Below are 23,133 nucleotides of genomic sequence, written 5' to 3' on the forward strand. Positions count from 1 at the left end.
CATTCCTTTTTTGTCTATTTTAGGAGAAATGACACAGATTTCTAAACACTACCAATTAATATCTTTGGCTAAATGTTTTAATATTACAGAATTATTATTCAAAAACTCTAATAGACCATAATTCATTAAATGAATATGGCTATCTCTCTGCTCAAGCGTTTTATCAAACATCGTAATTAAATCATCGAGATAAACATCTCGAGCAAGAAACCCTATGACTTGATTACGGTAGTCTTTTACATTCTCAACCAAAGTAATAGTTTGCTTTTTCGTTTCATTATCAAGATAAGGCTTAGTGACCCATAAATTGCCATATCGTGAGGGATTAGCTTCATATTGTTTCTTCAATTCAGGAGTAAAGTATTTGACTAGGCTTCCTTCTGAAAAAGCACGATCAAACAAAAACATGAAATCAGTATTTCTAGAGACAAAGTAATATTGCGATGAAATAATAGGTTGAGCTTTTGCTAAACGTATAACTTCTGAATTGGCGCTAGAAGTAGTAACAGCGGTGCATAACATATTCAACGATTCTGTCGAATACTGATTGATATCGCCCACTCCAAGTAAAACACCATTACGAACATCTATACCACTAGCATTCTGAGCAGTACGATTACTAAATTGCAATGTAGTAGGATCAGTTTCAATTAATGAACGACATTTCTCGATAAGGCGAGGTTGCTTCTCACTTAAAATAGGGCGAGAATCTACCGTCATTCCATTATGTTGCAAAGCTGTAAACTGTAGGAATTGAAATTGGTTTTGAGTATAACTTGTCACTGAGTTAAATTCCGCCACAATACTAGGCAGAATATCGGTATTAATACGGTTTTTTAAATTGCTATACTCATGGAATGCAAATCCGACAGTAATAAGCAAAGATACTAGTACACTTAGAACAATCGTTTGATTCCTAAGTATTTTATCTTGTTGCAACATATAAATTTCAACCTAAAAAGAACAAAAAAACTCATAACCATTCCATCCTTAATAAAATAGAAATCTCAACTGGCCAATAAGTTTTAAATAATAATTTTAACGATGAAATTATACGCTCATTAGATGCTTTATCTAGTCAAGCTGACATTAAAAAAGCATAATATTTAATCTTATAAAAATTTTTTAGATTAAAGTATTTAATTTAAATAAAGTTACGAACGAATACATCACAAATAAAAATAATGCGTACATTAGGTTAACATATCGATATTTAAATATATTTTTCACTTAACCTTTTAATTAATATCCATTTTTGCTTTAGCCAGTTGTTGCAAGCTAATACCATTTTTTTCTAATAATGACTCCAACGCCGGCAATAACTCACCTAAATTTTCTTCAAGGGTTTCACGAACGGTATCGACCAGCACTTGAGTACTACGTTCAATTTCGATATTTAATTTCGAACCTGGTTGTTTCAATTCAAACGTCGTCATCCGACGAGTTTCAGGGATCAGCCACACATCAAACCAACCTAGCTTTTTATCGACATCGGCAATCGTTAAGCTCGCACCATTGATTGCAATATAACCTTTAGGGAAAATATAACGTAGCCATTGCGGCTCGACCCCAATACGAATACGGTAGTTCTCTTCAATATGCTGAACATCGATGACTTGAGCACAAAAATCCACATGCCCGGAAAGTGGATGACCACCAATTTCAGCTCCATCTTTGGCAGCTCGTTCCGCATTCACGGTATCCGTCGCCTGCACTTCATTTAATGTTGTTATTTGTAAGCTTTTCAGCATCACATCAAAACGCAAAATGTGAGCACTTACTATCTCAGTTACGGTTAAACATACTCCATCAATCGCCACACTCGCACCAATCTCAATATCTCGACAAAATCCATCCGGAAAAGCGATTTCAAAACTGCGAATACCCTGGTGGTCGGTGACTCTGTGTAACGTTGCAACAGCTTGAACAATACCTGTAAACATAAAACATCCTGAATAAAACGAAGAAAGTGACTACGTTGTCAAAAAGATAAAATTGATGCCAACACAAATCGGTTAGTCACGCCCAGAAATATCTAAATATAAAACCGTAGCCGCCGTTCTTGATGCCACATTCAACTTTTTCAACAAGCTTTTCATATGCACTTTTACCGTCGACTCTGAAATGAATAAGTGATCGGCAATTTGCTTATTACGATAACCTTTCGCCACTTCCTGCAAAATTTGCATTTCACGATCGGTTAACTGATCGAGTAAATTATCTCGTTCACCTCGTGTTTCTAAATGCTCTTTAACCAAATGACTATAAACCGTCTCACCTTGTTGAGCTTGTTTTAATAGTTCAATTAATTCATCGGGTTCAGTATCTTTAAGTAAATAACCATCAGCCTGTGCTTTCACTAAAGCATCAATATCCGCCGGATTATCTGAGACAGTTAAAATGATAATTTGGCTATCAATCTCTTCTTTACGCATTGCTTTTAGCGTATCTAAACCCGACATCCCTTTCATGTTTAAATCCAACAGAATAATGTCTGGCTCTAATTCATTGGCAAGTGCAATCGCATCAACACCGTTGCTGGCTTCACCAACAACCTCAAAGCAGCTTTCTAAACTCAATAACTGCCCTATTCCTCTGCGCATTAATGGATGGTCATCAACCAATAATATTTTTGATGTTGTGTTTGTCATGTAGTACCTACAAATATCTGTTTGCTTCGAATTAAGCTAACGTCATTTCCAAGCGAATTTTACTGCCTAAGCCCGGAGTGGATTCAATAAAGCAGTCCGCTTCTAAGCGAGAAGCCCGCTCTTGCATAATACTAAGCCCATAATGATTGAGCTTAGGTTTGTTGACATCAAAGCCGATACCATCATCTTCGATAGCCACTTTGATCATACCGCGACTGTGGTGACAATCGACATGAATTTTATTGGCAGCAGAATGTTTAATCGAATTCAATACTGCTTCTCTAATAAATTGCAAAAGGTGAACTTGTTGCTGGGCATCTAAATCAATCGATAATAGTTGATTATCCACCACTAATTGGGCTTGTGTTTGCGATTTCAGTGGCTCTAATAACTGCTTTAATGCCTCTCCAAAATGCGCCTCTTCTATTTGCAAGCGGAAGGTACTTAGCAGCTCTCGCAATTGAGTATAGGCTTGCGCGAGTACTTCATCGACATCTTTAATTATCGACGTCGCGACATCACAGCGTTTAGCACATAACTCTTGATTTAAATTACGCTTAAGTAGCGTGACTTGAATTTTTAGATAAGACAAAGATTGCGCTAATGAGTCATGTAGCTCACGGGCGATAGTGGCCCGTTCTTGCATTAAAATAAGTTGCTCGGTTTGCTTTTGGTTATGGCCAAAATACAACGCTCTCGCCACGATATGCCCTAAGCTTTCCATCACAAGATTATCGGCTTTATTGGAAGTTTGTTGCCACTCTAGCTTGCCTAGTGACATGTCGTGCTCTTCTAACTGGATACACTTCCACTCTTGATTAGGATTGCGGTTTCCCGCCACCAACTCAATTTGACCACCTTCTTTTTCATCAATAGACAAACGACAAGCTTCAATACCATCGATTTTTTCAAAAGAATCCAATACTGTTTGAAAATCAGGGATTGATAAGCGAGAGCTCGATAATGCTTCTGAGCAATCATACAAGGTTTTCAATGCGTCATTCGCTTGCTGTAATTCTTGTGTTTTTTCATCAACCGCAAGCTCTAAACCATGGTAGAGCAGCGCCAATTCTTGCGCCATTGACTGATAGCATTGCCCTAAAACATCCAATTCCGTTTGGCTATTAATATCAAGCTTGATATCAAAGTTTTTAGCTTGTATTTCCTGGCTTGCTACCACTAACTGCTCTAATGGCTTAACGACTTTATTGCGGGCAAAACGTACGATGAGCACAGTGATCACAAAGATCAAAAACAAGCATAATGCACCTGATAATGCAAAAGCCCTCAGTTTATTTTCAGAAAAACGCTGTAAATTAAGAACAAATTGGTCAAGTTCTGCAACCAACCCTTCAACTTGATTTAGATAATCGACATTATTGCCAGAACGAATCTCACTTGATAGAAGCTGCCAACGTTGCAAAATATTTTGATATTGCAGCTGAATCGTCGTCGGGACAATCGCCATATTTAACGTTTTCATAGTCGCAGAATTCAAAGATTCATCTAAATTTTGAATATGGTTAGGAAGTTGTGAAGACTGACTTTGAATATCATAAGCGAGGCGATAACTTTGCATTCTTAACGACCCTGCAACGTTGATCACTTCAGCATCTTTTAAACTATAAGTAATCGTAAACATCGCCACAAAAATTGCGACCACGGCAAGAATGAGTATCGACGTTAACCCTTTAGCAATAGTCGATGCAATAGGCTTTTTTGGAGTCAAATAATGACCTGAATTATGAGCTACATTCACGTTTCACCTATTTCGTTTTTATTACGCTAATTCAACAAACTTTCACTAATCTTACTTGAACCATTCAAAATGTGTGAGGTTTATACAGGGCATAAATTGATCTAAAACAATTTAACCCATCAATTACCCCTTTGTGGGTATTTCAGCTTGACCTATAAAAACTACAATTTTATGTGGTGAAATAAACATTTATAGCTGTTTATTTTTCAATCGATTAATGGCTCATTTCACAGGGTATTTGGTGTGTCGAATTCTCAAATTAATATCTCAAGGCGACAGCTCTTTACCCGCCGAAAAGACGCAGAAAAACCAAATCTTCCTTGGGTGAAAAATCATCTTTTTACGGATGTTTGCACCCAATGTGGAAAATGCAGCAATGCATGTCCTGAGCAGATTATTAAATCTTCAGACGGCGGTTTTCCAAGAGTCGATTTTAACCATGGTGAGTGCACTTTTTGCTACCGATGTGCTGAAGTTTGCCCTGAACCATTATTTCATCCAAAGACTGAACCTGCATGGCAAGTCACTGCAGACATTAGTGACCTATGTTTAGCAAAGAAAAATGTGGACTGTCGAAGTTGTGGTGACAGTTGTGAGCCTCAAGCCATTCGCTTCAAGCTAGCCGTTGGCTCTGTTGCTCAACCACAAATAGAAACCGATAGTTGTACTGGTTGTGGCGCGTGTGTTTCAGTTTGCCCGACCAACGCCATCACGATCAAACATGTGTCATAACATAACCAATATAGAGAGCACCAATGTCACTTAACGAAGTCCATATCTCAAGTTTAGTCGTTCACGTTATGCCAGAGTATTTAGCGTCCACAAAAACGACCATCGAGTCGTTTGATGGAACCGAAATATACGGCGAGAGTGAAGACGGAAAATTGGTTGTTGTAATTGAAACTGAAAATCAAGGTTATATCACGGACACCATTGACGCGATCAATCAACTTGATCACGTCTTAAGCACCGCATTAGTTTTTCATCAAATCGAAAGCAATCTCGATGATGAAACTGAAATAACGGAATAATAACAATTAAGTACCTATTTATATACTCAAAGTAATTGGAGCTGCAGTGAGGCGACAAGTAAATGAGACCCCATGAGCATAGCTCGTCTATGACTTTCTTTAATAAAGATATTGGGGGGCGAAAGAACGCCGTCAACAAAGCTGTAGCTTCAAGTACGAAGAGTATAGGTAAACACTGGATTTAAAACCCGAGGGTGATGTATGAAAATGACAAGACGTGCGTTTGTTAAAGCAAACGCAGCCGCTTCCGCCGCCGCAGTCGCAGGGATAACCCTTCCTGCTTCGGCCACTAATCTGATCGTAAGCTCAGATGAAACTGCCATTAAATGGGATAAAGCTCCATGCCGCTTTTGTGGTACTGGTTGTTCTGTTTTAGTCGGTACTCAAAATGGTCGTGTTGTAGCAACACAAGGTGACCCTGAAGCGCCAGTAAACAAAGGCCTCAACTGTATTAAAGGCTACTTCTTATCAAAAATCATGTACGGTACTGATCGTTTAAATACGCCGCTATTGCGCATGAAAGACGGTAAGTTCGATAAGAATGGTGACTTCGCACCGGTTTCTTGGGACCAAGCTTTCGATGTAATGGCGGAAAAATTCAAAAAAGCCATTAAAGAAAAAGGCCCAACCAGCGTCGGTATGTTTGGCTCTGGCCAATGGACGGTTATGGAAGGTTACGCGGCCTCTAAATTGATGAAAGCCGGTTTCCGTTCAAATAACATCGACCCGAACGCGCGTCACTGCATGGCTTCTGCGGTTGTCGGCTTTATGCGTACTTTTGGTATTGATGAGCCAATGGGTTGCTATGATGACTTCGAGCACGCCGATTCTTTTGTGCTTTGGGGCTCAAACATGGCCGAAATGCATCCAGTACTTTGGACTCGCATCACTGATCGCCGTTTAAGTCACCCACATGTCAAAGTAAATGTACTTTCTACTTACTACCACCGTTCATTTGAACTGGCTGATCGCGGTATGATTTTCCACCCTCAATCAGACCTCGCGATTGCTAACTTCATTGCTAACTACATTATTCAAAACGATGCCGTTAACTGGGATTTCGTAAACAAGCATACCCACTTTAAGCAAGCAACCACTGATATTGGTTATGGTTTGCGTGATGATGATCCTCTACAGCAAAAAGCGAAAAACCCAAATTCAGGCGATATGTCTGATATTAGCTTTGAACAGTACAAAAAATCTGTTGCGCCATACACCGTAGAAAAAGCGGCTGAAATGTCAGGACTTCTACCTGAAGATCTGATTGAACTGGCGAAGCAATATGCTGATCCAAACCGTAAAGTGATGTCACTTTGGACCATGGGTATGAATCAACATACTCGCGGCGTTTGGATGCAAAGCCTAGTGTACAACCTACACTTGTTGACTGGCAAAATCTCAGAACCGGGTAACAGCCCATTCTCACTAACCGGTCAGCCTTCTGCTTGTGGTACTGCGCGTGAAGTGGGTACTTTTGCGCACCGTCTACCCGCTGATCTCGTGGTTGCTAACCCAGCACACCGTAAGATCGCAGAAAAAATCTGGAAACTGCCAGAAGGCACGATTCCACCAAAACCGGGCTTCCACGCTGTGTTGCAAGATCGCATGCTGAATGATGGCGTGTTAAACGCTTACTGGGTGATGTGTAACAACAACATGCAAGCCGGTCCAAACATCAATAAAGAACGCCTACCAGGTTACCGTAACCCTGAAAACTTCATTGTGTGTTCAGACCCATACCCAACAGTAACGGCACAAGCCTCTGATCTTATTCTTCCAACCGCAATGTGGGTAGAAAAAGAAGGCGCTTACGGTAACGCAGAGCGTCGTACGCAAGCTTGGTACCAACAAGTATCACCAGTTGAAGGGGCAAAATCTGACCTTTGGCAGATCATGGAATTCTCAAAACGCTTCAAAATTGAAGAAGTGTGGGATGAAGAGCTACTGGCTAAAGCCCCTGAAATGCGCGGCAAAACCATGTATGACATCCTATTCCGCAACGGCAATGTCGATAAGTTCCCGCTAGAAGAAGCGCAAGAACTTAACGATGATGCAAAAGCGGCAGGCTTCTACGTACAAAAAGGCCTATTTGAAGAATACGCAGAGTTTGGTCGTGGTCACGGTCATGACTTAGCACCTTACGATGTTTACCACACGGTACGTGGTCTACGTTGGCCAGTCGTCGATGGTAAAGAAACTTTATGGCGTTTTAACCCAGAATATGACCCATACGCAAAACGCGCTGGTCGTGACTTCTATGGTAAGCCAGATGGCAAAGCACTGATCATTTCAGCGCCTTACGAAGCGCCACCAGAAGTGCCAAATGAAGAGTTCGACTTATGGCTATGTACTGGCCGTGTTCTTGAACATTGGCACACTGGCACCATGACTCGTCGTGTCCCTGAGCTTTATAAAGCCGTACCTGATGCCCATTGTTTCATCCACCCAGATGATGCCGAAGCTCGTAACTTACGTCGCGGTGATGAAGTTCTGATCCAATCACCTCGTGGTGAAGTCCGTGCCCGTGTTGAAACTCGTGGTCGTAACCGTCCGCCACAAGGCTTGGTTTTCGTACCGTTCTTTGATGCTCGTATCCTGATCAACAAATTGATTTTAGATGCGACCGACCCGCTATCTAAACAGACTGACTTTAAGAAATGTCCTGTGAAGATCACGAAAGTTGGCAGTGTTTAAGGCTGATTAAGCACGAGCAATAACCAATGAAGGTCACTCAGAAAATACCTGAGTGACCAACAAAGAATCGGAGAAGATTATGAAAAAAATCATTATGGCATTGATCGCCGCAAGTGCATTGATCATGGGTGCCGTTCAAGCTGAAGATGGCGACACCATTACACCAACCGCATCAAACCCGGGCGGTATTGGTGGTGTTGAATCACTACGTGGTGCCACTGAACTAGAAGCGACACGTCCAGCAGACGACTTTAAACGTTTCCCTAAAGACCACAAAGTCGACAGCAGCTATGTGTATCAGCCACCACTGATCCCACATACTATTCGCAACTACGAAGTATCATTAAATGCCAACAAATGTCTGTCTTGTCATAGTTGGAAAAATGCCAAAGAAATGGGCGCGACGAAAATCAGCGTAACGCACTATGTGAACCGTCAAGACGCGGTATTGTCTGACGTATCACCTCGTCGTTACTTCTGCTTGCAATGTCACGTACCACAAGCGGATGCGAAGCCTTTGGTCGACAACAAATATGAACCCGTAGATTCATTAAAATAAACGCTGAGCCTAGGTTAAATCACGTTTTTAACCTAGGCCAAAAGAGAGACGACTATGAAAATCTTAAAAAACTTTTGGAAGCGTTTATCCACGCCAAGTAAAGCCGCAGCAGGTATTATTCTGTTTATGGGCTTTATGGGTGGCCTACTCTTCTGGGGGGCATTTAACACCGGTATGGAAGCGACCAACACGGAAGAGTTCTGCTCTGGTTGTCACGCCCCTATCGTAAAAGAGATCCGTGAAACCATTCACTACTCTAACCGCTCTGGTGTTCGTGCCATTTGTTCAGACTGTCACGTACCGCATCAATGGACGGATAAAATCGTCCGTAAAGTACAGGCTTCAAAAGAGTTGGTTTACAACTTTATTGGCACCATCGATACGGAAGAGAAGTTTAAAGCTCGCCGTGGCCACCTTGCACATCGTGAGTGGCAACGAATGAAAGATAATGACTCGAAAGAATGCCGTAACTGTCACCAGTTCAACTACATGGATTTTTCAGAGCAAGGTCCACGTGCCGTTAAACAGCACTCAACAGCCTTAGCCGATGGCGACAAAACGTGTGTGGATTGCCACAAAGGTATCGCACACAAACTGCCTGACATGAAAGATGTAGAAGGCTGGCAATAAGCCACCAGATAAAAAGGAGAAGGAATTATGAGTACTTTAGAATACGTTATCTGGCATATCTTAGGTTATGCAGCCATGCCTGCAATTATCCTAGGTGGCTTTGTCGCTGTGGCGGCCATTTGCATCGCGATTTTATCTTTTACTAAAGATAAGCAGATAGATTAAACAAATCGCTTTAAACACTGAATAAACCGCCTGAATATCGACTATTTCAAGCCAGAACTCAGGCGGTTTTTTATTTTTACTATCAATTCAAATTCAAAAATTGGCGCACTCGTGGAGAATTCGGATTAGTAAAAAATTTTTCTGGTGGACACTGTTCAATCAAAATGCCTTTTTCCAAAAACACCACTTGATTGGAAACATTACGCGCAAAGTCCATTTCATGCGTCACCACCACCATGGTGTAACCTTCTTTTGATAATTGCTTCATCACCACCAGCACTTCTTCTACCAATTCAGGATCTAGAGCGGATGTCGGCTCATCAAATAAAATGATTTCTGGCTCCATCGCAAGAGAACGGGCTATCGCCACACGTTGTTTTTGCCCACCGGATAACATATTCGGATATACGTCCAACTTATGTGACATCCCCACTTTTTCTAGCTGCTTTTTGGCAATGCTTTCGGCTTCCAATTTCGGCATTTTTTTTACATGAATCAAGGCTTCCATCACGTTTTGCAATACCGAGAGATGAGGCCATAAATTAAAACTTTGAAACACCATCCCAATGCGTTCACGTAATTTAGCCAGTTCTTTATGTTTAAGCGGCTTTTTAGTTACCGGGTTTTGGTCTATGCGGTCTTCACGTAAATAAATCGCGCCACGCTCCGGTTGCTCTAACCAGTTCATGCAGCGTAACAAGGTTGATTTCCCTGAACCTGAAGAGCCAAGAATGCTGACCACATCGCCTTTTTTAATGGTGAGGTTAATGTCTCTTAATACTTCAACGCCATCAAACTGCTTAGAAAGTTTGTCTATCTTGATGATGTGCTCGCAAGATTGATTTTCGATTAGATCACGCATTACTTAGCCCTCTTTTTTCAATGTTTTGCATGCAATATTTGCTGACTTGTTCAATCACGATACTAATTAGCCAATACAGACCAATGGCGATCACAAAGGCTTTGAGTGGAATGAAATACATCGACTGCACACTGTTTGCTGCAGCAGTGATATCTAACACGGTAATAATGCTTAAAAACGCGGTGTCTTTTAGGCAAATGATCAATTGGTTGGCAATCAATGGGATCGACTTGAACACCACGCTAGGAATAATGATGCGGGTGAATATTTTATGTCGCGAAAATCCACACGCTTGTGCTGCTTCAATTAATCCGTGATCCATACCTCGGCGCTGACCCCGGAAAATTTCGCAAAAATAAGCGCCGTGATAAATGCTTAAAGAAACAAATCCAACCGTCAACGCATCCATTCTTACGCCAAGTTGAGGCAAGCCGTAATACAGCAAATAGGCCAAAATTAAATACGGTAGGGTTCGCATAATATTGACCCACAACCGCAAGCCAGATTTACATTTTTCGTGACCGTTATCCATTAAATACAGCAACCCAATACCAATCAATAAACTGGCTATCGATGCAACGGTAAATAAGGTAAAAGTAGTACCAAAGCCAGAGATAAACGTATCTCTTTGCTGCCAAATTATTTCCCATTCAGACATAACAACATCCTTTAATTTCTACTTTCATTTCACGCTTTTAAATATTGCGTTTTCTGTTCCGCGTACGATTGAAGTTTGACTAATAAGCCAATAATCAGCATATAAACAACAGTTGCACATAAAATAGGCGGTAGAGGCTCATAAGTGACAGCGGCAATTCGATTGGTCACACGCGTTAAGTCAACCACGCCAATCACTGCAATTGCTGGACTACCTTTAATCAAAAAAGACATTTCATTAATCAACGCAGGCAAACTGACTAAAAACATCTGCGGGAACATAATGCGACGAAAGTAAGTAACACGGCGCATCCCTAACGCTTCCGCAGCTTCCAATTGGCCTTTGGAAAAATTCAAAAATGCATTGCGCCAGATTTCGGCATTAAAGGCAGCCGTATTCAGTGTTAAAGTAAGAATGGCCGATAGGTTTTTATCTAATTGAATGCCGAACGAAGGGAAAGTTAAAAAGATAAACAAAGCCAACGTCACGAGTGGTGTCGCCCTAGCCCAACTAACATAAACGGCGAGAACTTTGTCGATGAAAGGTAACTTCATCATTCGCACAATAGCAATGCCTAAGCCAATGCTAATCCCAAGCCCAATTGATATTAACGATATCCATGCTGTCGCCCACGCGCCATCGGCCAACTGTATCCATGCATAAGAATCCATAAAACAACCTCTTCCATACGGTTAACTCTAAGTCATTGCTTGGTGAAGCCGCTAAAAATAAACGACTTCACTTTTATGCAACTCAATTTAAGGTTATTTCACCGCAGTGAGTTGTTTATATTGTTCGACACTGGTAATCGCTTGATCTGGCAATTGATCAAATGATTCGCCAAACCATTTTTTCTGCAACTGAGCCAAACGACCTGTTTCTTTTAAATGCAAGAAGAAGCCTGTCAGATAGTTCAGCAATTCTGGATTATTTTTAGGGACCGGCCAGCTAACAAAACCTGGCCCAGATACGGCTAGTCCCTTTTTGAAAACATTAGGCTTTGCCTTAACAATTTCATTCACAGACACCACGCTATTAATCACGTAATCAACACGGCCATTCGCTAAGTCAGCATACGCTTCAGGATAAGATTGATACTGAACCACTTTGCCTAACTTTTTACCGTCGTTTTCGAGCATCGCTTTCAATTCAGGTAAACGTTCCAATAAAGCACTGCCTGCCTGTAAGCCAACAGTTTTTCCGTCAAGATCATCAATGGTTTTAATACTGTCATCTTTCGCTCTTGTGACAAAATAATGTTGAGCAGAAGCAATTGGCGGCGTGAAATCAAAAGTATTTAAACGCGCATCCGTAATAATTGCCCCAGTCAAAGCTAAGTCATATTGCCCTCCCGATACCGAAGCTAATAACCCAGTCCAAGGTAGAATTTCTTGTTTTACTTCAAATTTGGAATAGCGGCGTAATTCATCGAGCAAATCTCTATTGATCCCTTGCGGCTCACCTTTCTCAATGTAGTTAAACGGTGAGTAGTTATCCTCGGTGGCCACCGTCATCACACCTTTCTTTTCAATTTGCGCTAAATTTTGCGCTTGTACAAAACTAGCAACACATAGAGTCGATGATGCGGCAACGGTAAGCACGAGTTTCTTAAGAATGTTCTTTTTATACATAGTCTGATCCTTTTGACTGATGAGTACCCTTTCACTCTAGATTCACATGAAAAAATGTCGTAGTGCCAATTGTTAAATCGATTTGGGACAGACTATTGAGAATATTATTTATTGGCCTGACTTTTGCTTATCTCTTAAATATACAATTGATGTTTAAGACCAGAATAAAAAAACTGTCTGAACAAGGGATTGAAACAGAGATTTCAGGAGGCAATATGACAACTAATCACAACTGCTTTATTGAGTTTGATGAGCATCGCAGCTTGCAAGAACAAGTGCGCGAATATTTGGTTAAAACCATTCTTGACGGTATATTCCCTGCAGACCAAGCCCTGCCTTCATGCCGTAATTTATCGAATCAACTCAAGGTGTCTCGCAACACTATTTCTTTGGTTTATGAGAGTTTATTAGACAGTGGTTATCTGATTAGCAAACCACGCAGCGGTTACTATTTAGCAGAAAAATACCGTCACTCTAGTTATCTCAATGATGGCCTTGAACTAGAAGTTAATCTGGATTTAGAGCATGTCATGGATGAAACCAACAACCATCAAGTTGCACCAAATTGGGAAGCAAAGCTCAAAGTTCACACCAGTCAATATCAGCGTGTTGTCAAACCTAGCCATTGGAGTTGCTACCAATACCCATTTATTTACGGGCAACCATCAATTAATGACTTTCCCTTGGTTCAATGGCGAGAAGCCTCGCGTAAAGTGATGGCTAACCCACACGATCATCGCTGGTTATGCGATAAAGTCGATAAAGATGATGAACAATTAATCGAGCAAATACGCACCCGAGTCTTGCCTCAACGCGGCATTCACGCTAGCAGCGAAGAAATTTTGATCACCATGGGATCACAAAATGCGTTATACATGTTGGCGCAACTTTTAATGGATCGCTGCAGCCGTATTGGTGTCGAAAACCCTGGTTATAAAGAAGCCAATAATATTTTTAGTCTCGCCGGCGCTACCCTACACCCACATCAAGTTGATAGCGAAGGGATACTGCTTAATCCACTCTCCAGCATGTGCGATTTTTTCTATGTTACGCCGAGTCATCAAGCACCAACAGGCGTGACCATGAGCGACCAACGCCGCCAACTTTTATTGCAACAAGCCCAACAAAACGACGCCATCATCATTGAAGACGATTACGATTCAGAAAGTAATGTTGAAACCCAACCTAAGCCTGCCCTCAAAGCGTTAGATAAAAGTGATCGTGTGATTTATGTGAGCAGCTTTTCGAAGTTATTAGCACCAGGTTTGCGCATCGGTTATATCGTCGCACCTGAGGAATTAATTTATGAATTGCGCTCGCTACGCCGTTTGATGTATCGCCACCCACCAACTCGAGCCCAAATGGAACTGAGCCATTTTATTACTCAAGGTTATTACGATAGCTATTTAAGAAAGTTTCGCGAGCAAACCCGACAACGATGGGAACTCATTGATAATGCTGTTCACAAACACATCCCATTTTGTGAGCGCTTAGCAAAAAAAGAGTTGGCCAACGCCTTATGGCTACAAACACCGGACAATATGAATAGCCAGCACCTAGCCTCCCGTGCAGCTCAATTGGGTGTATTAATAGAAACTGGATATTCCCATTTTATGCCCGATCCAAATAACAGCTTATCAATTCCACCGGATCATTATTTCCGCTTGGGTTTTCACGCGATAAAAAAAGACTTAATTGAAGATGGCATTATTGCTTTAGCAAGAGCTATGGAGTGACTATTTAATCAAAAACAAACGCCTTCGCAGGTTAGTTTAAGGCATTTTATCTGAATATATATTAAGGTCGATTGTAACCTAGGTATTAAGTCACGATTCATGCGCTCATTTTAACTTAGTGGCATGACTGATTGACTTAACTAATTGCTCGAACGCTTGTGATTGTTTTCCTATTAAAACAAGCTGATGTCCCAAAGTTTTAAAGAGGGATGCCAAGAAATTGTTTTTCCTGACGCTTGCACTAAATACGTTTTTTCTTATTTGCCATAGTTCACCTCGTTAGTGATTTTATTCACTTAACTCAGTGTCCAAAACTTCTGGTGCGGATCAAAAAAGAGATTTCCCCAAAAGTCACACCAAATTTTCACTATAACGCTAACAATGAAATACAACAGGGTATGTTTTAAGTGATAAAAGATCCCAAACATTCTTTGATGGGATCTTTTACTTCACCGATTAACGCAATTCCGCTAAACAACGATCAATAATCGCAACTCCTTTTTCAATTTCATCGGCGCGAACAATCAATGGCGGTACAACGTGAATACGGTTATTTACGATAAATGCCAATAAACCTTTAGAGGTTAAATTGGCTTTTAACTGAGCCATTTTACTATCAGCTAACGGCTCTCTAGTGGTTTTGTCTTCCACTAATTCCAAAGCCCAAAACATCCCTTTTCCTCGCACTTCACCAATAATCGAGTGAGTATGCTTTAAAGTTTGAAGCATAGGTCCTAGAATTTCATTACCCACACGATCAGCCTGACCAACGATGCCTTCTTCTTCCATGGCTTCTAGAGTCGCGACAATGGCTGACATCGCTAATGGATGGCCAGAATAGGTTAAGCCTCCCATAAAAAATGTATGCTTAAAGTATTCCACTATTGGTTCACTTACTAATACACCACCTGCTGGCACATAACCTGAATTGACCCCTTTAGCAAACGTCACTAAATCAGGCACCACATTGAAGTGCTCAAATGCGAACCAACGCCCTGTTCGACCAAAACCGACCATAACTTCATCAAAAATCAATTGAATGCCGTATTGGGTCGCTAGTTCACGTACACCTTGTAAATAGCCTTCAGGTGGCAATAAGAATCCAGCGGTTCCTGGAATGGTTTCAAGCAAAATTGCCGCAATGCTGTGTGGCCCCTCACATTCAATCACGCGCTTAAGATGCTGCAATGCCCTCTCACACTCTTGTTCTTGGGTTTGCGCATTAAATTCACTGCGATATAAAAATGGGTTAAAAAAATGCACATGACCACGGCTATACTCATTGGGAACGCGGCGGAAATCCCCTGTCGCAGCAATCGCAGATCCTGTATTGCCATGATAAGAGCGGTAAGCCGAGAGCACTTTATCTCGACCAGTAAATTGACGCGCCATACGGATGGCATTTTCATTGGCATCGGCACCAGCGTTAGTAAAAAAGACTTTTTTGAATGAATCTGGAGCATGAGACAGAATTAATTCTGCCGCTCTACCCCGGGTTAAATTTGCTGTTGCGGGTGCAATAGTAATTAGACTATCTGCTTGGGCTTTTATCGCGTCGATCACTTTCGGATGTTGGTGACCTATATTGATATTAACAAGTTGACTACTAAAATCTAAATATTCTTTGCCTTCGTAGTCCCACAAGCTACAGCCTTGACCGCCAGCGATCACAATTGGCGTTGCTGCTTCTTGCACCGACCAAGAATGGAAAACGTATTTATCCAGTTCCAGTGCCGTTTGATTGGTTTCTATATTGACCACTTTTTTTTGAGACGCAACATTCATATTAACTCTCCTTAATTCAACCTTATCTTTCATCCGAGGTCACCAATATGGCATTCGGTTATATTCATCTTGGACAAAATTGAAAATAAGGTGATAGGGACAGTTTTTAATCTGTCTTGGGCCAGATCATCTGCCCCATCATAGCTATCAAACTGGCTCTATTCAGTATTTTTGCGCTTAGTTACAGTTGGCCAAACGACATCACAAAGAGTGAGCATGGGAGCAATGGCGTGACGATTTTATGGGCAACCGGATTTATTTTATTTGCCGGCATCGTTCGGGGATATACAGGATTTGGGTTTTCAGTCATCTCAGTACTGTGTCTCAACCTAATTTATTCTCCAATCGAGTCCATCGCGTTATCTATTGGGTTAGATTTATTGAGCAGCTTATGTTTGCTATCAGGCATTCGTCAGCAAATCAATCTCACACTGTTTAAACCATTACTTATGGGAATGTTAGCGGCATTGCCTTTAGCGTTAGGTTTGATTCATTACATACCTAGCCAGCAACTAAAAATGTTAATTGCTAGCGTATGTTTTGTTGCAGGTGGATTAATGATGCTCAACTTAAAGTTAGCTTGGTTAAATCAAAAATTCGCTTTCAGCGCGGGTATGATTTCAGGATTTACCATGACCACAGCATCAGCCGGAGGACCGCCTTTGATTCTGTATTTAATGAACTTATCATTACCTCAATCAGAATTAAGAGCCACATCCATTGCTTTTTTTGTGTCTAGTGCATTGATTTCTTTGTTAGGACTCATTTATCTAGATATGATTGAAACCCAAACCATGATTCATTCACTAATACTGCTCCCTGCGGCTATCGTTGGCAATTTACTCGGTAAACAATGCTACCGAGTATTACCCCAAATTCCACATCGCTGGTTTAATGCGCCATTGTTAATGTTACTGGCTAGCATAATTTTTATAACTTGATGAAGTTTTCACTTTATCTTTATCGATTACACAAAAGGAACGATTTATGACAAATATCGCTTTTATTACAGGTGCAACTTCTGGGTTTGGTCGAGCCGCTGCGCGTCATTTTGCACAAGATGGTTGGTCGTTAGTTTTATCTGGCCGTCGTATGGAACGTTTAATTGAATTGAAAGAAGAGTTAAGCGGCGTTCCGGTACATATTATTCAACTCGACGTTCGTGATGACCAAGCGGTGAAAACGGCCGTTGCCGAGCTGCCTGCCGAGTTTGCTCAAATCAAAGCGTTAATCAACAATGCTGGCCTGGCTCTTGCGCCACAAAGTGCTGAAAAGGTCGATCTTAAAGATTGGCATACTATGATTGACACCAACATTACTGGCCTTGTGAACGTTACTCACGCCTTGCTGCCGACCCTAATTGAAACAGGCGCTGGTGCGAGCATCATCAATATTGGCTCTATCGCAGGACAATGGCCATACCCAGGCAGCCACGTGTATGGCGCGAGCAAAGCCTTTGTACAGCAGTTTACTTATAACTTACGTTGCGATTTATTAGGCACAGGCGTGCGTGTCACGGATATTGCCCCAGGCATGGCGGAAACCGAATTTACACTAGTTCGTACCAAAGGCGATCAGACTGCCTCTGATAATCTATACAAAACCACCACTCCGCTAAGCGCTGAAGATATTGCTGAGCAAATGTTCTATGTTGCGACATTGCCTGATCACATCAACATCAACCGATTAGAAGTCATGCCAACTCGTCAAGCTTGGTCTCCATTTGCAGTTGATCGTGATTGATCGCGATTTGATTAAGAGCTATCACCATCAATAATTAACCAACACAGACAAAAAGCTTCCAGTAAATTGGAAGCTTTTTTATTGGACTATCCGCAGACTATCTAGAGTAACTTTTCAATATCTTCCGCAAGCTCTTCTGCTGAATAGGTTGGAGAATAACGCTCAACCACATTACCTTCTTGATCAACGAGAAACTTAGTAAAGTTCCATTTCAACTCACCATCACCGAATACTTGGCCAATTGAGGTCAGCTTTTCAATTAACCCTTCAGAGGCATCGTTAGTTTTATCGTCATGGCGCTGCATCTTTAAATGCTTAAACAATGGGTCAGCATCTGGGCCATTGACATCAATTTTGGCAAAGTTGGTAAAGCTCACCCCGTAGTTGACTTGGCAAAAATCCATAATGCCTTGATCATCTTCTGGTGATTGACCTAAAAACTGGTTACATGGAAAACCTAACACTTCAACGCCCTTGTCTTTGTAGTCTTGGTATAACGTCTCTAACCCTTCGAGCTGGGGCGTTAATCCACACTGAGTAGCAATGTTTACCACCAGCAATACCTTACCTTGATATTGAGCTAAATCGACAGACTCACCAGACGCTACTTTTACTTTAAAATCATGGACATTCATCTTATTACTCCTTAATTAGAATCATTCATTACTTTTCGACACTACTCTTTTGGGCTACCACTTTAGGGTAGTTTAAAGAGCAAATTGATTTGAATCAGTATTCTTGGTCATCATTTCGCCATGATAGCGCTAGTTAATTTATTTTTATGGGCGAAATATATATGAATAAGATCAAACTCGTCGTCATCGGTAACGGCATGGTCGGCCATCGTTTTATCGAAGATATGGTCGAAAAAGGTGACTTAAACCAATACGAAATCACCGCATTTTGTGAAGAACCACGTGTTGCTTATGACCGAGTTCATCTCTCTTCATATTTCTCCCACCACACCGCTGATGAGCTCTCTCTTGTTAAAGAAGGCTTTTACCAAAAACATGGCATCAATGTCTTAATTGGTGAACGTGCCATTAATATTAGTCGTGAAAACAAAACCGTGTATTCAAGCTCTGGTCGTGAAGTTCAATACGACAAACTGATTATGGCAACCGGCTCTTACCCATTTGTGCCGCCAATCAAAGGCAACGAAAGTAAAGACTGTTTCGTTTACCGTACCATTGAAGATTTAAAATCCATAGAAGCCACCGCGAAAAAAAGCAAAAGCGGCGCAGTAATCGGTGGTGGTTTGCTTGGTCTTGAAGCGGCTGGCGCATTAAAAGCCCTCGGTGTTGAAACTCATGTGATCGAATTTGCGCCAGTATTAATGGCGGAACAGCTTGATCTACAAGGTGGCTTAAAGCTACGTAACAAAATCGAACGTATGGGCGTGCAAGTTCATACCAGCAAAAATACATTAGAAATCTTACCTCAAGGTGACAACGCCCGTAACACCATGAAGTTTGCTGATGGCACCGATTTAGAAGTCGACTTTATTGTGTTCTCCGCAGGTATTCGCCCACAAGATCGCTTATCTCGCCAATCTGAACTTGAAATTGGCCCTCGTGGTGGTATTGCGATTAACGATAATTGCCAAACCTCTGATCCAGATATCTATGCCATCGGTGAATGTGCCTCTTGGAATGGCGTGTTCTTCGGCTTAGTGGCTCCAGGTTATAAAATGGCACAAGTTGCCGTGGCTCACCTATTAGGCAACCTTGACACCCAATTTACTGGCGCGGATATGAGTGCCAAATTAAAACTGCTTGGCGTCAAAGTAGGAAGTATCGGTGATGCCAATGGCCGCACGCCAAACTGCAAAAGCTTTGTTTACCAAAACGATGAAGACGATACCTATAAGCGCCTTATCGTTTCAGAAGACGGCAAAAAACTGCTTGGAGCAGTATTAGTTGGCGATACCTCTGATTACGGTAACCTACTGCAACTACACTTAAATGATATGGATCTTCCTGAGCATCCAGACACCTTGATTCTTCCAGCGCATGCCGGTGCAGAAAAGCCATCCATGGGGGCTGATGCATTACCTGATTCAGCCGTGATTTGTTCGTGCTTTGATGTCACCAAAGGCAAAATTGCTGCCGCGGTTGCCGAAGGCCATACCACGCTCGGTGATATCAAAATGGTCACCAAAGCGGGTACCGGTTGTGGTGGTTGTGTGCCAATGATCACCCAGGTTCTCAATGCTGAGCTAGCAAAAGCCGGTATTGAAGTGAAAAATCATATCTGTGAGCATTTCGAATATTCTCGTCAAGAGCTATTCCACCTATGCCGTATCGAAGGCATTCGTTCATTCGATCAACTACTTGAAAAGCATGGCCACGGTTATGGCTGTGAAGTGTGTAAACCAACGGTTGGTTCTATCTTAGCGTCTTGCTGGGGCGACCACGTATTAAAACCACAGCACGTTGGCTTGCAAGATACCAATGATAATTTCCTTGGCAATATGCAAAAAGACGGCACTTACTCGGTGATTCCTCGTATGGCCGGTGGTGAAGTCACCCCTCAAGCTCTAGCAGCCCTAGCCAATGTGGCAGCGGAATACAATCTTTATACCAAGATCACTGGCGCACAACGTATTGGTCTATTCGGCGCGCAAAAAGATGATCTACCTGAAATCTGGAAAAAACTCATCGCGGCAGGTTATGAAACCGGTCAAGCCTATGCCAAAGCACTGCGCATGGCAAAAACTTGCGTCGGCAGCACGTGGTGTCGTTTCGGCGTACAAGATAGTGTTGGCCTAGGTTCGTACTTGGAAAACCGTTACAAAGGCATCCGTACCCCTCACAAAATGAAATTCGGTGTATCAGGTTGTACGCGTGAGTGTGCGGAAGCTCAAGGCAAAGACTTAGGCATCATCGCCACCGATGCGGGTTGGAATATGTATGTTTGTGGTAACGGTGGTATGAACCCTCGTCACGGCGACTTACTCGCGTCTGACTTAGACAAAGAAACCTTAATTAAATATATCGACCGCTTTATGATGTTCTACATCCGTACCGCCGATAAATTGCAGCGTACTTCTGTTTGGTTAGAAAACTTAGACGGCGGTGTGGACTACCTACGCAAAGTGATTGTCGATGACACATTAGGCATCAACGAACAACTTGAAAAAGACGTCCAAATACTCGTAGACAGCTACACCTGTGAATGGACAGACACGATTAATGACGAAAGCCAGTTAACGCGTTTTGCTCACTTCATCAACAGCGATGCGCGCGATGAAAACGTGGTATTTGTTTCAGAGCGTGACCAACACCGTCCGGCAACGTTTACCGAAAAGCACCCGCACTTACGTGGTGACATTCTACACACCGACTTAAATGACAACAAAGTAACGGAGGAAGCGTAATGACTAATCAACCAAATACGAATCAAAAAAGTCATAAACCTAGTTGGGTAAAAGTCTGTGCGCTTGGTGACATTACGCCAAAAACTGGGGTTTGTGCCTTAGTCAACGGTAAGCAAGTTGCGATCTTCCGTCCACGTTTTGATGAGCAACTCTTCGCTATCAATAATATGGACCCGTTTGCTCAATCAAACGTACTCTCTCGCGGCTTAATCTGCGAGCACGATGGTGAGCTTTGGGTGGCCAGCCCACTCAAAAAACAACGTTTCAACCTAGAAACCGGTCGCTGCCTTGAAGATGAAACCATGAACGTAGAAGCCTATGAGATTCGCGTGAAAGGCAATGAGATTGAGGTGAAGGCGTAAACGACTTTCGAAATCTCGTGACTCGTTTCTCGAACTGCACTTTCGAGAAACGAGATTCGGTAAACGAGCACCGTTAAAAAGTTTCAATATCCATAGCGATCGCTTCGGTCGCTATCAGTATTCAAACTTTAATTTTAACTTTTGTAGGAAATCACTATGTATACAGACACCATAAAAAAGTGCTCGAACAATGCGGCTCGGATTGTCAAACTCGCCGATAACAACCCATTAGGGTTTTGGATTAGTTCTGCTATGGCTGGGGCTTATGTGGGCATTGGCATCATTTTAATTTTCACTTTCGGCAACCTTGTTGATCCTGCTATTCGTCCACTCGTGATGGGCGCAACTTTTGGTATCGCATTAACGCTAGTGATCATTGCCGGTTCAGAACTGTTCACTGGTCACACTATGTTTTTAGCATTTGGCGCTCTGACAAAACAAATTTCGTGGAAAGACAACGTACGTATCTTGCCACAAACCTGGTTAGGCCCAAATTCAACTCCGAACTGCGACATTTGTAATTTCAAGCAGCCAACATCATTTTGCTAAAAATGACGGCTGGTTGCTTGAACCCTAAACACTTCTTTGGACGATAATTTATCCGAAGTTGGGCTCGCTCAACTTCATCATCACTCACCGACCGTAAATCTGTTCCTTTCTTGATATATTGTCTCAACAGGCCATTAGCATTTTCATTAGCACCGCGCTCCCAAGAACTATAAGGGTGAGCAAAATACACATCGGTTTCTAAGGCTTGTGCTACTTCCATATGACCCGCAAATTCTCTGCCATTATCGGCCGTTATAGTATGAACAAATCGTTTGTATGGCCGTAATAAGTCTATCGTCGCTCTGGTCACATCTTCTGCTGATTTTGAAGGCACTTTTTTTACTAAATAAAACCGTGTGGCTCGCTCTAAGATTGTGACAATAGCGCCCGTACCATGTTTACCAAGAACTGTATCAATTTCCCAATCACCAAAACGTGTACGATTATCGACATCTTTGGGTCTTTCATCTATTGAAATGGCATTTTTTATTGCGGGAGCTTTATCTTTCTTGCCTCTTCTATAGCGTTTATGACCTTGGCGTAAATGACGAAACAGTTTACCGCCTTGCCGTTTATTGCAGGCAATAAAACGGTAAATCCATTCATGACTGACTTTTTCTCCAATACGAGTAAGAACGTGAGATATTTGCTCTGGACTCCAGTCTTGCGTTATTAAAAACTCAATAAATTCGACACGTTGTTGCGGTACTCGATACTTAGATGCGTTTAATCGCTTTGCCCTAGATAGTTGCTGGGCTGTATCTGGTGAATATTGTTCTTTTGTACCGCATCGTCTCAACTCTCTATAGAGAGTTGAGCGGTGACATTTTACGGTTTTGGCAATTTCAGAAATTGAAATTCCCTGTTCTAAAAGGGCAGAAATCTGGTATCGTCTTCCCTCGGTCAACTGCTGATAATTCATGGTAGTCCGCTTGTTTC

At 41.9% G+C, this 23,133-nt stretch carries 23 protein-coding genes; 12 read left to right on the forward strand and 11 right to left on the reverse strand.

Annotated features, from left to right (window positions below):
• Positions 1–48: 48 nt before the first annotated feature.
• The 4 genes from VRUMOI_RS17185 to narQ form a co-directional block, all read right to left on the reverse strand.
• Entirely contained in the window at positions 49–942 is an 894-nt protein-coding gene (locus VRUMOI_RS17185; RefSeq protein WP_089139640.1) for a hypothetical protein, read from the reverse strand.
• 296 nt (positions 943–1,238) lie between these two features.
• Positions 1,239–1,943 carry a riboflavin synthase subunit alpha gene (locus VRUMOI_RS17190; RefSeq protein WP_089139641.1) on the reverse strand — a complete coding sequence of 235 codons (705 nt, stop codon included), beginning with the start codon at positions 1,941–1,943 and terminating at the stop codon, positions 1,239–1,241.
• Positions 1,944–2,015: 72 nt separating this feature from the next.
• Positions 2,016–2,651, reverse strand: a complete 636-nt coding sequence (locus VRUMOI_RS17195; RefSeq protein ID WP_089139642.1) for a response regulator — start codon at positions 2,649–2,651, stop codon at positions 2,016–2,018.
• Positions 2,652–2,682: 31 nt separating this feature from the next.
• Positions 2,683–4,410: a nitrate/nitrite two-component system sensor histidine kinase NarQ gene (gene narQ, locus VRUMOI_RS17200; RefSeq protein ID WP_089139643.1), complete on the reverse strand. Its 1,728-nt coding sequence runs from the start codon at positions 4,408–4,410 to the stop codon at positions 2,683–2,685.
• Positions 4,411–4,653: 243 nt separating this feature from the next.
• Between narQ and napF the strand changes: the two genes are divergently transcribed.
• The 6 genes from napF (at position 4,654) to VRUMOI_RS17230 (ending at position 9,489) form a co-directional block, all read left to right on the forward strand.
• On the forward strand, positions 4,654–5,142 hold the full coding sequence (gene napF / locus VRUMOI_RS17205; RefSeq protein ID WP_089139644.1) for a ferredoxin-type protein NapF: 489 nt from the start codon (positions 4,654–4,656) through the stop codon (positions 5,140–5,142).
• Between the two features lie 23 nt (positions 5,143–5,165).
• On the forward strand, positions 5,166–5,441 hold the full coding sequence (locus VRUMOI_RS17210; RefSeq protein ID WP_089139645.1) for a chaperone NapD: 276 nt from the start codon (positions 5,166–5,168) through the stop codon (positions 5,439–5,441).
• A 201-nt stretch (positions 5,442–5,642) separates the two neighbouring features.
• The gene (napA, locus tag VRUMOI_RS17215) at positions 5,643–8,135 is read left to right on the forward strand and encodes a periplasmic nitrate reductase subunit alpha (protein WP_089139646.1); all 2,493 of its coding nucleotides are present in this window, start codon (positions 5,643–5,645) and stop codon (positions 8,133–8,135) included.
• Between the two features lie 79 nt (positions 8,136–8,214).
• Entirely contained in the window at positions 8,215–8,694 is a 480-nt protein-coding gene (locus VRUMOI_RS17220; protein ID WP_089139647.1) for a nitrate reductase cytochrome c-type subunit, read from the forward strand.
• Between the two features lie 54 nt (positions 8,695–8,748).
• Entirely contained in the window at positions 8,749–9,324 is a 576-nt protein-coding gene (locus tag VRUMOI_RS17225) for a NapC/NirT family cytochrome c (protein WP_089139648.1), read from the forward strand.
• Between the two features lie 27 nt (positions 9,325–9,351).
• The gene (locus tag VRUMOI_RS17230; RefSeq protein WP_089139649.1) at positions 9,352–9,489 is read left to right on the forward strand and encodes a TIGR02808 family protein; all 138 of its coding nucleotides are present in this window, start codon (positions 9,352–9,354) and stop codon (positions 9,487–9,489) included.
• Between the two features lie 82 nt (positions 9,490–9,571).
• Here the strand turns inward: VRUMOI_RS17230 and VRUMOI_RS17235 are convergent, their stop codons facing one another.
• From VRUMOI_RS17235 to VRUMOI_RS17250, 4 genes are all read right to left on the reverse strand, one after another.
• Positions 9,572–10,351, reverse strand: a complete 780-nt coding sequence (locus VRUMOI_RS17235; protein ID WP_089139650.1) for an amino acid ABC transporter ATP-binding protein — start codon at positions 10,349–10,351, stop codon at positions 9,572–9,574.
• Entirely contained in the window at positions 10,344–11,009 is a 666-nt protein-coding gene (locus VRUMOI_RS17240) for an ABC transporter permease subunit (protein ID WP_089139651.1), read from the reverse strand. The genes VRUMOI_RS17235 and VRUMOI_RS17240 overlap by 8 nt, the downstream gene beginning before the upstream one ends.
• A 29-nt stretch (positions 11,010–11,038) precedes the next feature.
• Complete coding sequence (locus VRUMOI_RS17245) at positions 11,039–11,680, reverse strand: amino acid ABC transporter permease (protein ID WP_089139652.1); 642 nt, start codon at positions 11,678–11,680, stop codon at positions 11,039–11,041.
• A 93-nt stretch (positions 11,681–11,773) separates the two neighbouring features.
• The gene (locus VRUMOI_RS17250) at positions 11,774–12,640 is read right to left on the reverse strand and encodes a transporter substrate-binding domain-containing protein (RefSeq protein ID WP_089139653.1); all 867 of its coding nucleotides are present in this window, start codon (positions 12,638–12,640) and stop codon (positions 11,774–11,776) included.
• A gap of 215 nt (positions 12,641–12,855) precedes the next feature.
• On the opposite strand from VRUMOI_RS17250, the gene pdxR reads away from it, so the two are divergent.
• On the forward strand, positions 12,856–14,376 hold the full coding sequence (gene pdxR / locus VRUMOI_RS17255) for a MocR-like pyridoxine biosynthesis transcription factor PdxR (RefSeq protein WP_089139654.1): 1,521 nt from the start codon (positions 12,856–12,858) through the stop codon (positions 14,374–14,376).
• A gap of 456 nt (positions 14,377–14,832) precedes the next feature.
• On the opposite strand, the gene VRUMOI_RS17260 is transcribed toward pdxR, so the two are convergent.
• The gene (locus VRUMOI_RS17260; protein WP_089139655.1) at positions 14,833–16,161 is read right to left on the reverse strand and encodes an aspartate aminotransferase family protein; all 1,329 of its coding nucleotides are present in this window, start codon (positions 16,159–16,161) and stop codon (positions 14,833–14,835) included.
• 230 nt (positions 16,162–16,391) lie between these two features.
• On the opposite strand from VRUMOI_RS17260, the gene VRUMOI_RS17265 reads away from it, so the two are divergent.
• Both VRUMOI_RS17265 and VRUMOI_RS17270 read left to right on the forward strand, forming a co-directional pair.
• Positions 16,392–17,102, forward strand: a complete 711-nt coding sequence (locus VRUMOI_RS17265; RefSeq protein ID WP_231897536.1) for a sulfite exporter TauE/SafE family protein — start codon at positions 16,392–16,394, stop codon at positions 17,100–17,102.
• A 46-nt stretch (positions 17,103–17,148) separates the two neighbouring features.
• A complete protein-coding gene (locus VRUMOI_RS17270; RefSeq protein WP_089139656.1) occupies positions 17,149–17,904 on the forward strand; it encodes an SDR family NAD(P)-dependent oxidoreductase in 756 nt (251 codons plus the stop codon).
• A gap of 101 nt (positions 17,905–18,005) precedes the next feature.
• Here VRUMOI_RS17270 and VRUMOI_RS17275 read toward each other — a convergent pair whose 3' ends face one another.
• Complete coding sequence (locus tag VRUMOI_RS17275; protein WP_089139657.1) at positions 18,006–18,539, reverse strand: glutathione peroxidase; 534 nt, start codon at positions 18,537–18,539, stop codon at positions 18,006–18,008.
• A 161-nt stretch (positions 18,540–18,700) separates the two neighbouring features.
• On the opposite strand from VRUMOI_RS17275, the gene nirB reads away from it, so the two are divergent.
• The 3 genes from nirB to VRUMOI_RS17290 all read left to right on the forward strand — a co-directional run bounded on the left by nirB (position 18,701) and on the right by VRUMOI_RS17290 (position 22,194).
• Positions 18,701–21,283 carry a nitrite reductase large subunit NirB gene (gene nirB, locus VRUMOI_RS17280; protein WP_089139658.1) on the forward strand — a complete coding sequence of 861 codons (2,583 nt, stop codon included), beginning with the start codon at positions 18,701–18,703 and terminating at the stop codon, positions 21,281–21,283.
• On the forward strand, positions 21,283–21,645 hold the full coding sequence (gene nirD, locus VRUMOI_RS17285; protein WP_089139659.1) for a nitrite reductase small subunit NirD: 363 nt from the start codon (positions 21,283–21,285) through the stop codon (positions 21,643–21,645). The genes nirB and nirD overlap by 1 nt, the downstream gene beginning before the upstream one ends.
• A gap of 156 nt (positions 21,646–21,801) precedes the next feature.
• A complete protein-coding gene (locus tag VRUMOI_RS17290) occupies positions 21,802–22,194 on the forward strand; it encodes a formate/nitrite transporter family protein (protein WP_269459987.1) in 393 nt (130 codons plus the stop codon).
• Here the strand turns inward: VRUMOI_RS17290 and VRUMOI_RS17295 are convergent.
• Complete coding sequence (locus VRUMOI_RS17295) at positions 22,169–23,116, reverse strand: IS30 family transposase (RefSeq protein WP_110410617.1); 948 nt, start codon at positions 23,114–23,116, stop codon at positions 22,169–22,171. The genes VRUMOI_RS17290 and VRUMOI_RS17295 overlap by 26 nt on opposite strands.
• Between the last annotated feature and the right edge of the window lie 17 nt (positions 23,117–23,133).

It is taken from the genome of Vibrio rumoiensis (genome assembly GCF_002218045.2).
Taxonomy (GTDB): Bacteria; Pseudomonadota; Gammaproteobacteria; order Enterobacterales; family Vibrionaceae; genus Vibrio; species Vibrio rumoiensis.

What these genes read in the sequence shown, in the direction of transcription:
- VRUMOI_RS17185 (WP_089139640.1), bottom strand. Translation starts at nt 942, where the DNA reads ATGTTGCAACAAGATAAAATACTTAGGAATCAAACGATTGTTCTAAGT.
- VRUMOI_RS17190 (WP_089139641.1), bottom strand. Translation starts at nt 1,943, where the DNA reads ATGTTTACAGGTATTGTTCAAGCTGTTGCAACGTTACACAGAGTCACC.
- VRUMOI_RS17195 (WP_089139642.1), bottom strand. Translation starts at nt 2,651, where the DNA reads ATGACAAACACAACATCAAAAATATTATTGGTTGATGACCATCCATTA.
- VRUMOI_RS17210 (WP_089139645.1), top strand. Translation starts at nt 5,166, where the DNA reads ATGTCACTTAACGAAGTCCATATCTCAAGTTTAGTCGTTCACGTTATG.
- napA (WP_089139646.1), top strand. Translation starts at nt 5,643, where the DNA reads ATGAAAATGACAAGACGTGCGTTTGTTAAAGCAAACGCAGCCGCTTCC.
- VRUMOI_RS17220 (WP_089139647.1), top strand. Translation starts at nt 8,215, where the DNA reads ATGAAAAAAATCATTATGGCATTGATCGCCGCAAGTGCATTGATCATG.
- VRUMOI_RS17225 (WP_089139648.1), top strand. Translation starts at nt 8,749, where the DNA reads ATGAAAATCTTAAAAAACTTTTGGAAGCGTTTATCCACGCCAAGTAAA.
- VRUMOI_RS17230 (WP_089139649.1), top strand. Translation starts at nt 9,352, where the DNA reads ATGAGTACTTTAGAATACGTTATCTGGCATATCTTAGGTTATGCAGCC.
- VRUMOI_RS17235 (WP_089139650.1), bottom strand. Translation starts at nt 10,351, where the DNA reads ATGCGTGATCTAATCGAAAATCAATCTTGCGAGCACATCATCAAGATA.
- VRUMOI_RS17240 (WP_089139651.1), bottom strand. Translation starts at nt 11,009, where the DNA reads ATGTCTGAATGGGAAATAATTTGGCAGCAAAGAGATACGTTTATCTCT.
- VRUMOI_RS17245 (WP_089139652.1), bottom strand. Translation starts at nt 11,680, where the DNA reads ATGGATTCTTATGCATGGATACAGTTGGCCGATGGCGCGTGGGCGACA.
- VRUMOI_RS17250 (WP_089139653.1), bottom strand. Translation starts at nt 12,640, where the DNA reads ATGTATAAAAAGAACATTCTTAAGAAACTCGTGCTTACCGTTGCCGCA.
- pdxR (WP_089139654.1), top strand. Translation starts at nt 12,856, where the DNA reads ATGACAACTAATCACAACTGCTTTATTGAGTTTGATGAGCATCGCAGC.
- VRUMOI_RS17260 (WP_089139655.1), bottom strand. Translation starts at nt 16,161, where the DNA reads ATGAATGTTGCGTCTCAAAAAAAAGTGGTCAATATAGAAACCAATCAA.
- VRUMOI_RS17270 (WP_089139656.1), top strand. Translation starts at nt 17,149, where the DNA reads ATGACAAATATCGCTTTTATTACAGGTGCAACTTCTGGGTTTGGTCGA.
- VRUMOI_RS17275 (WP_089139657.1), bottom strand. Translation starts at nt 18,539, where the DNA reads ATGAATGTCCATGATTTTAAAGTAAAAGTAGCGTCTGGTGAGTCTGTC.
- nirB (WP_089139658.1), top strand. Translation starts at nt 18,701, where the DNA reads ATGAATAAGATCAAACTCGTCGTCATCGGTAACGGCATGGTCGGCCAT.
- nirD (WP_089139659.1), top strand. Translation starts at nt 21,283, where the DNA reads ATGACTAATCAACCAAATACGAATCAAAAAAGTCATAAACCTAGTTGG.
- VRUMOI_RS17290 (WP_269459987.1), top strand. Translation starts at nt 21,802, where the DNA reads ATGTATACAGACACCATAAAAAAGTGCTCGAACAATGCGGCTCGGATT.
- VRUMOI_RS17295 (WP_110410617.1), bottom strand. Translation starts at nt 23,116, where the DNA reads ATGAATTATCAGCAGTTGACCGAGGGAAGACGATACCAGATTTCTGCC.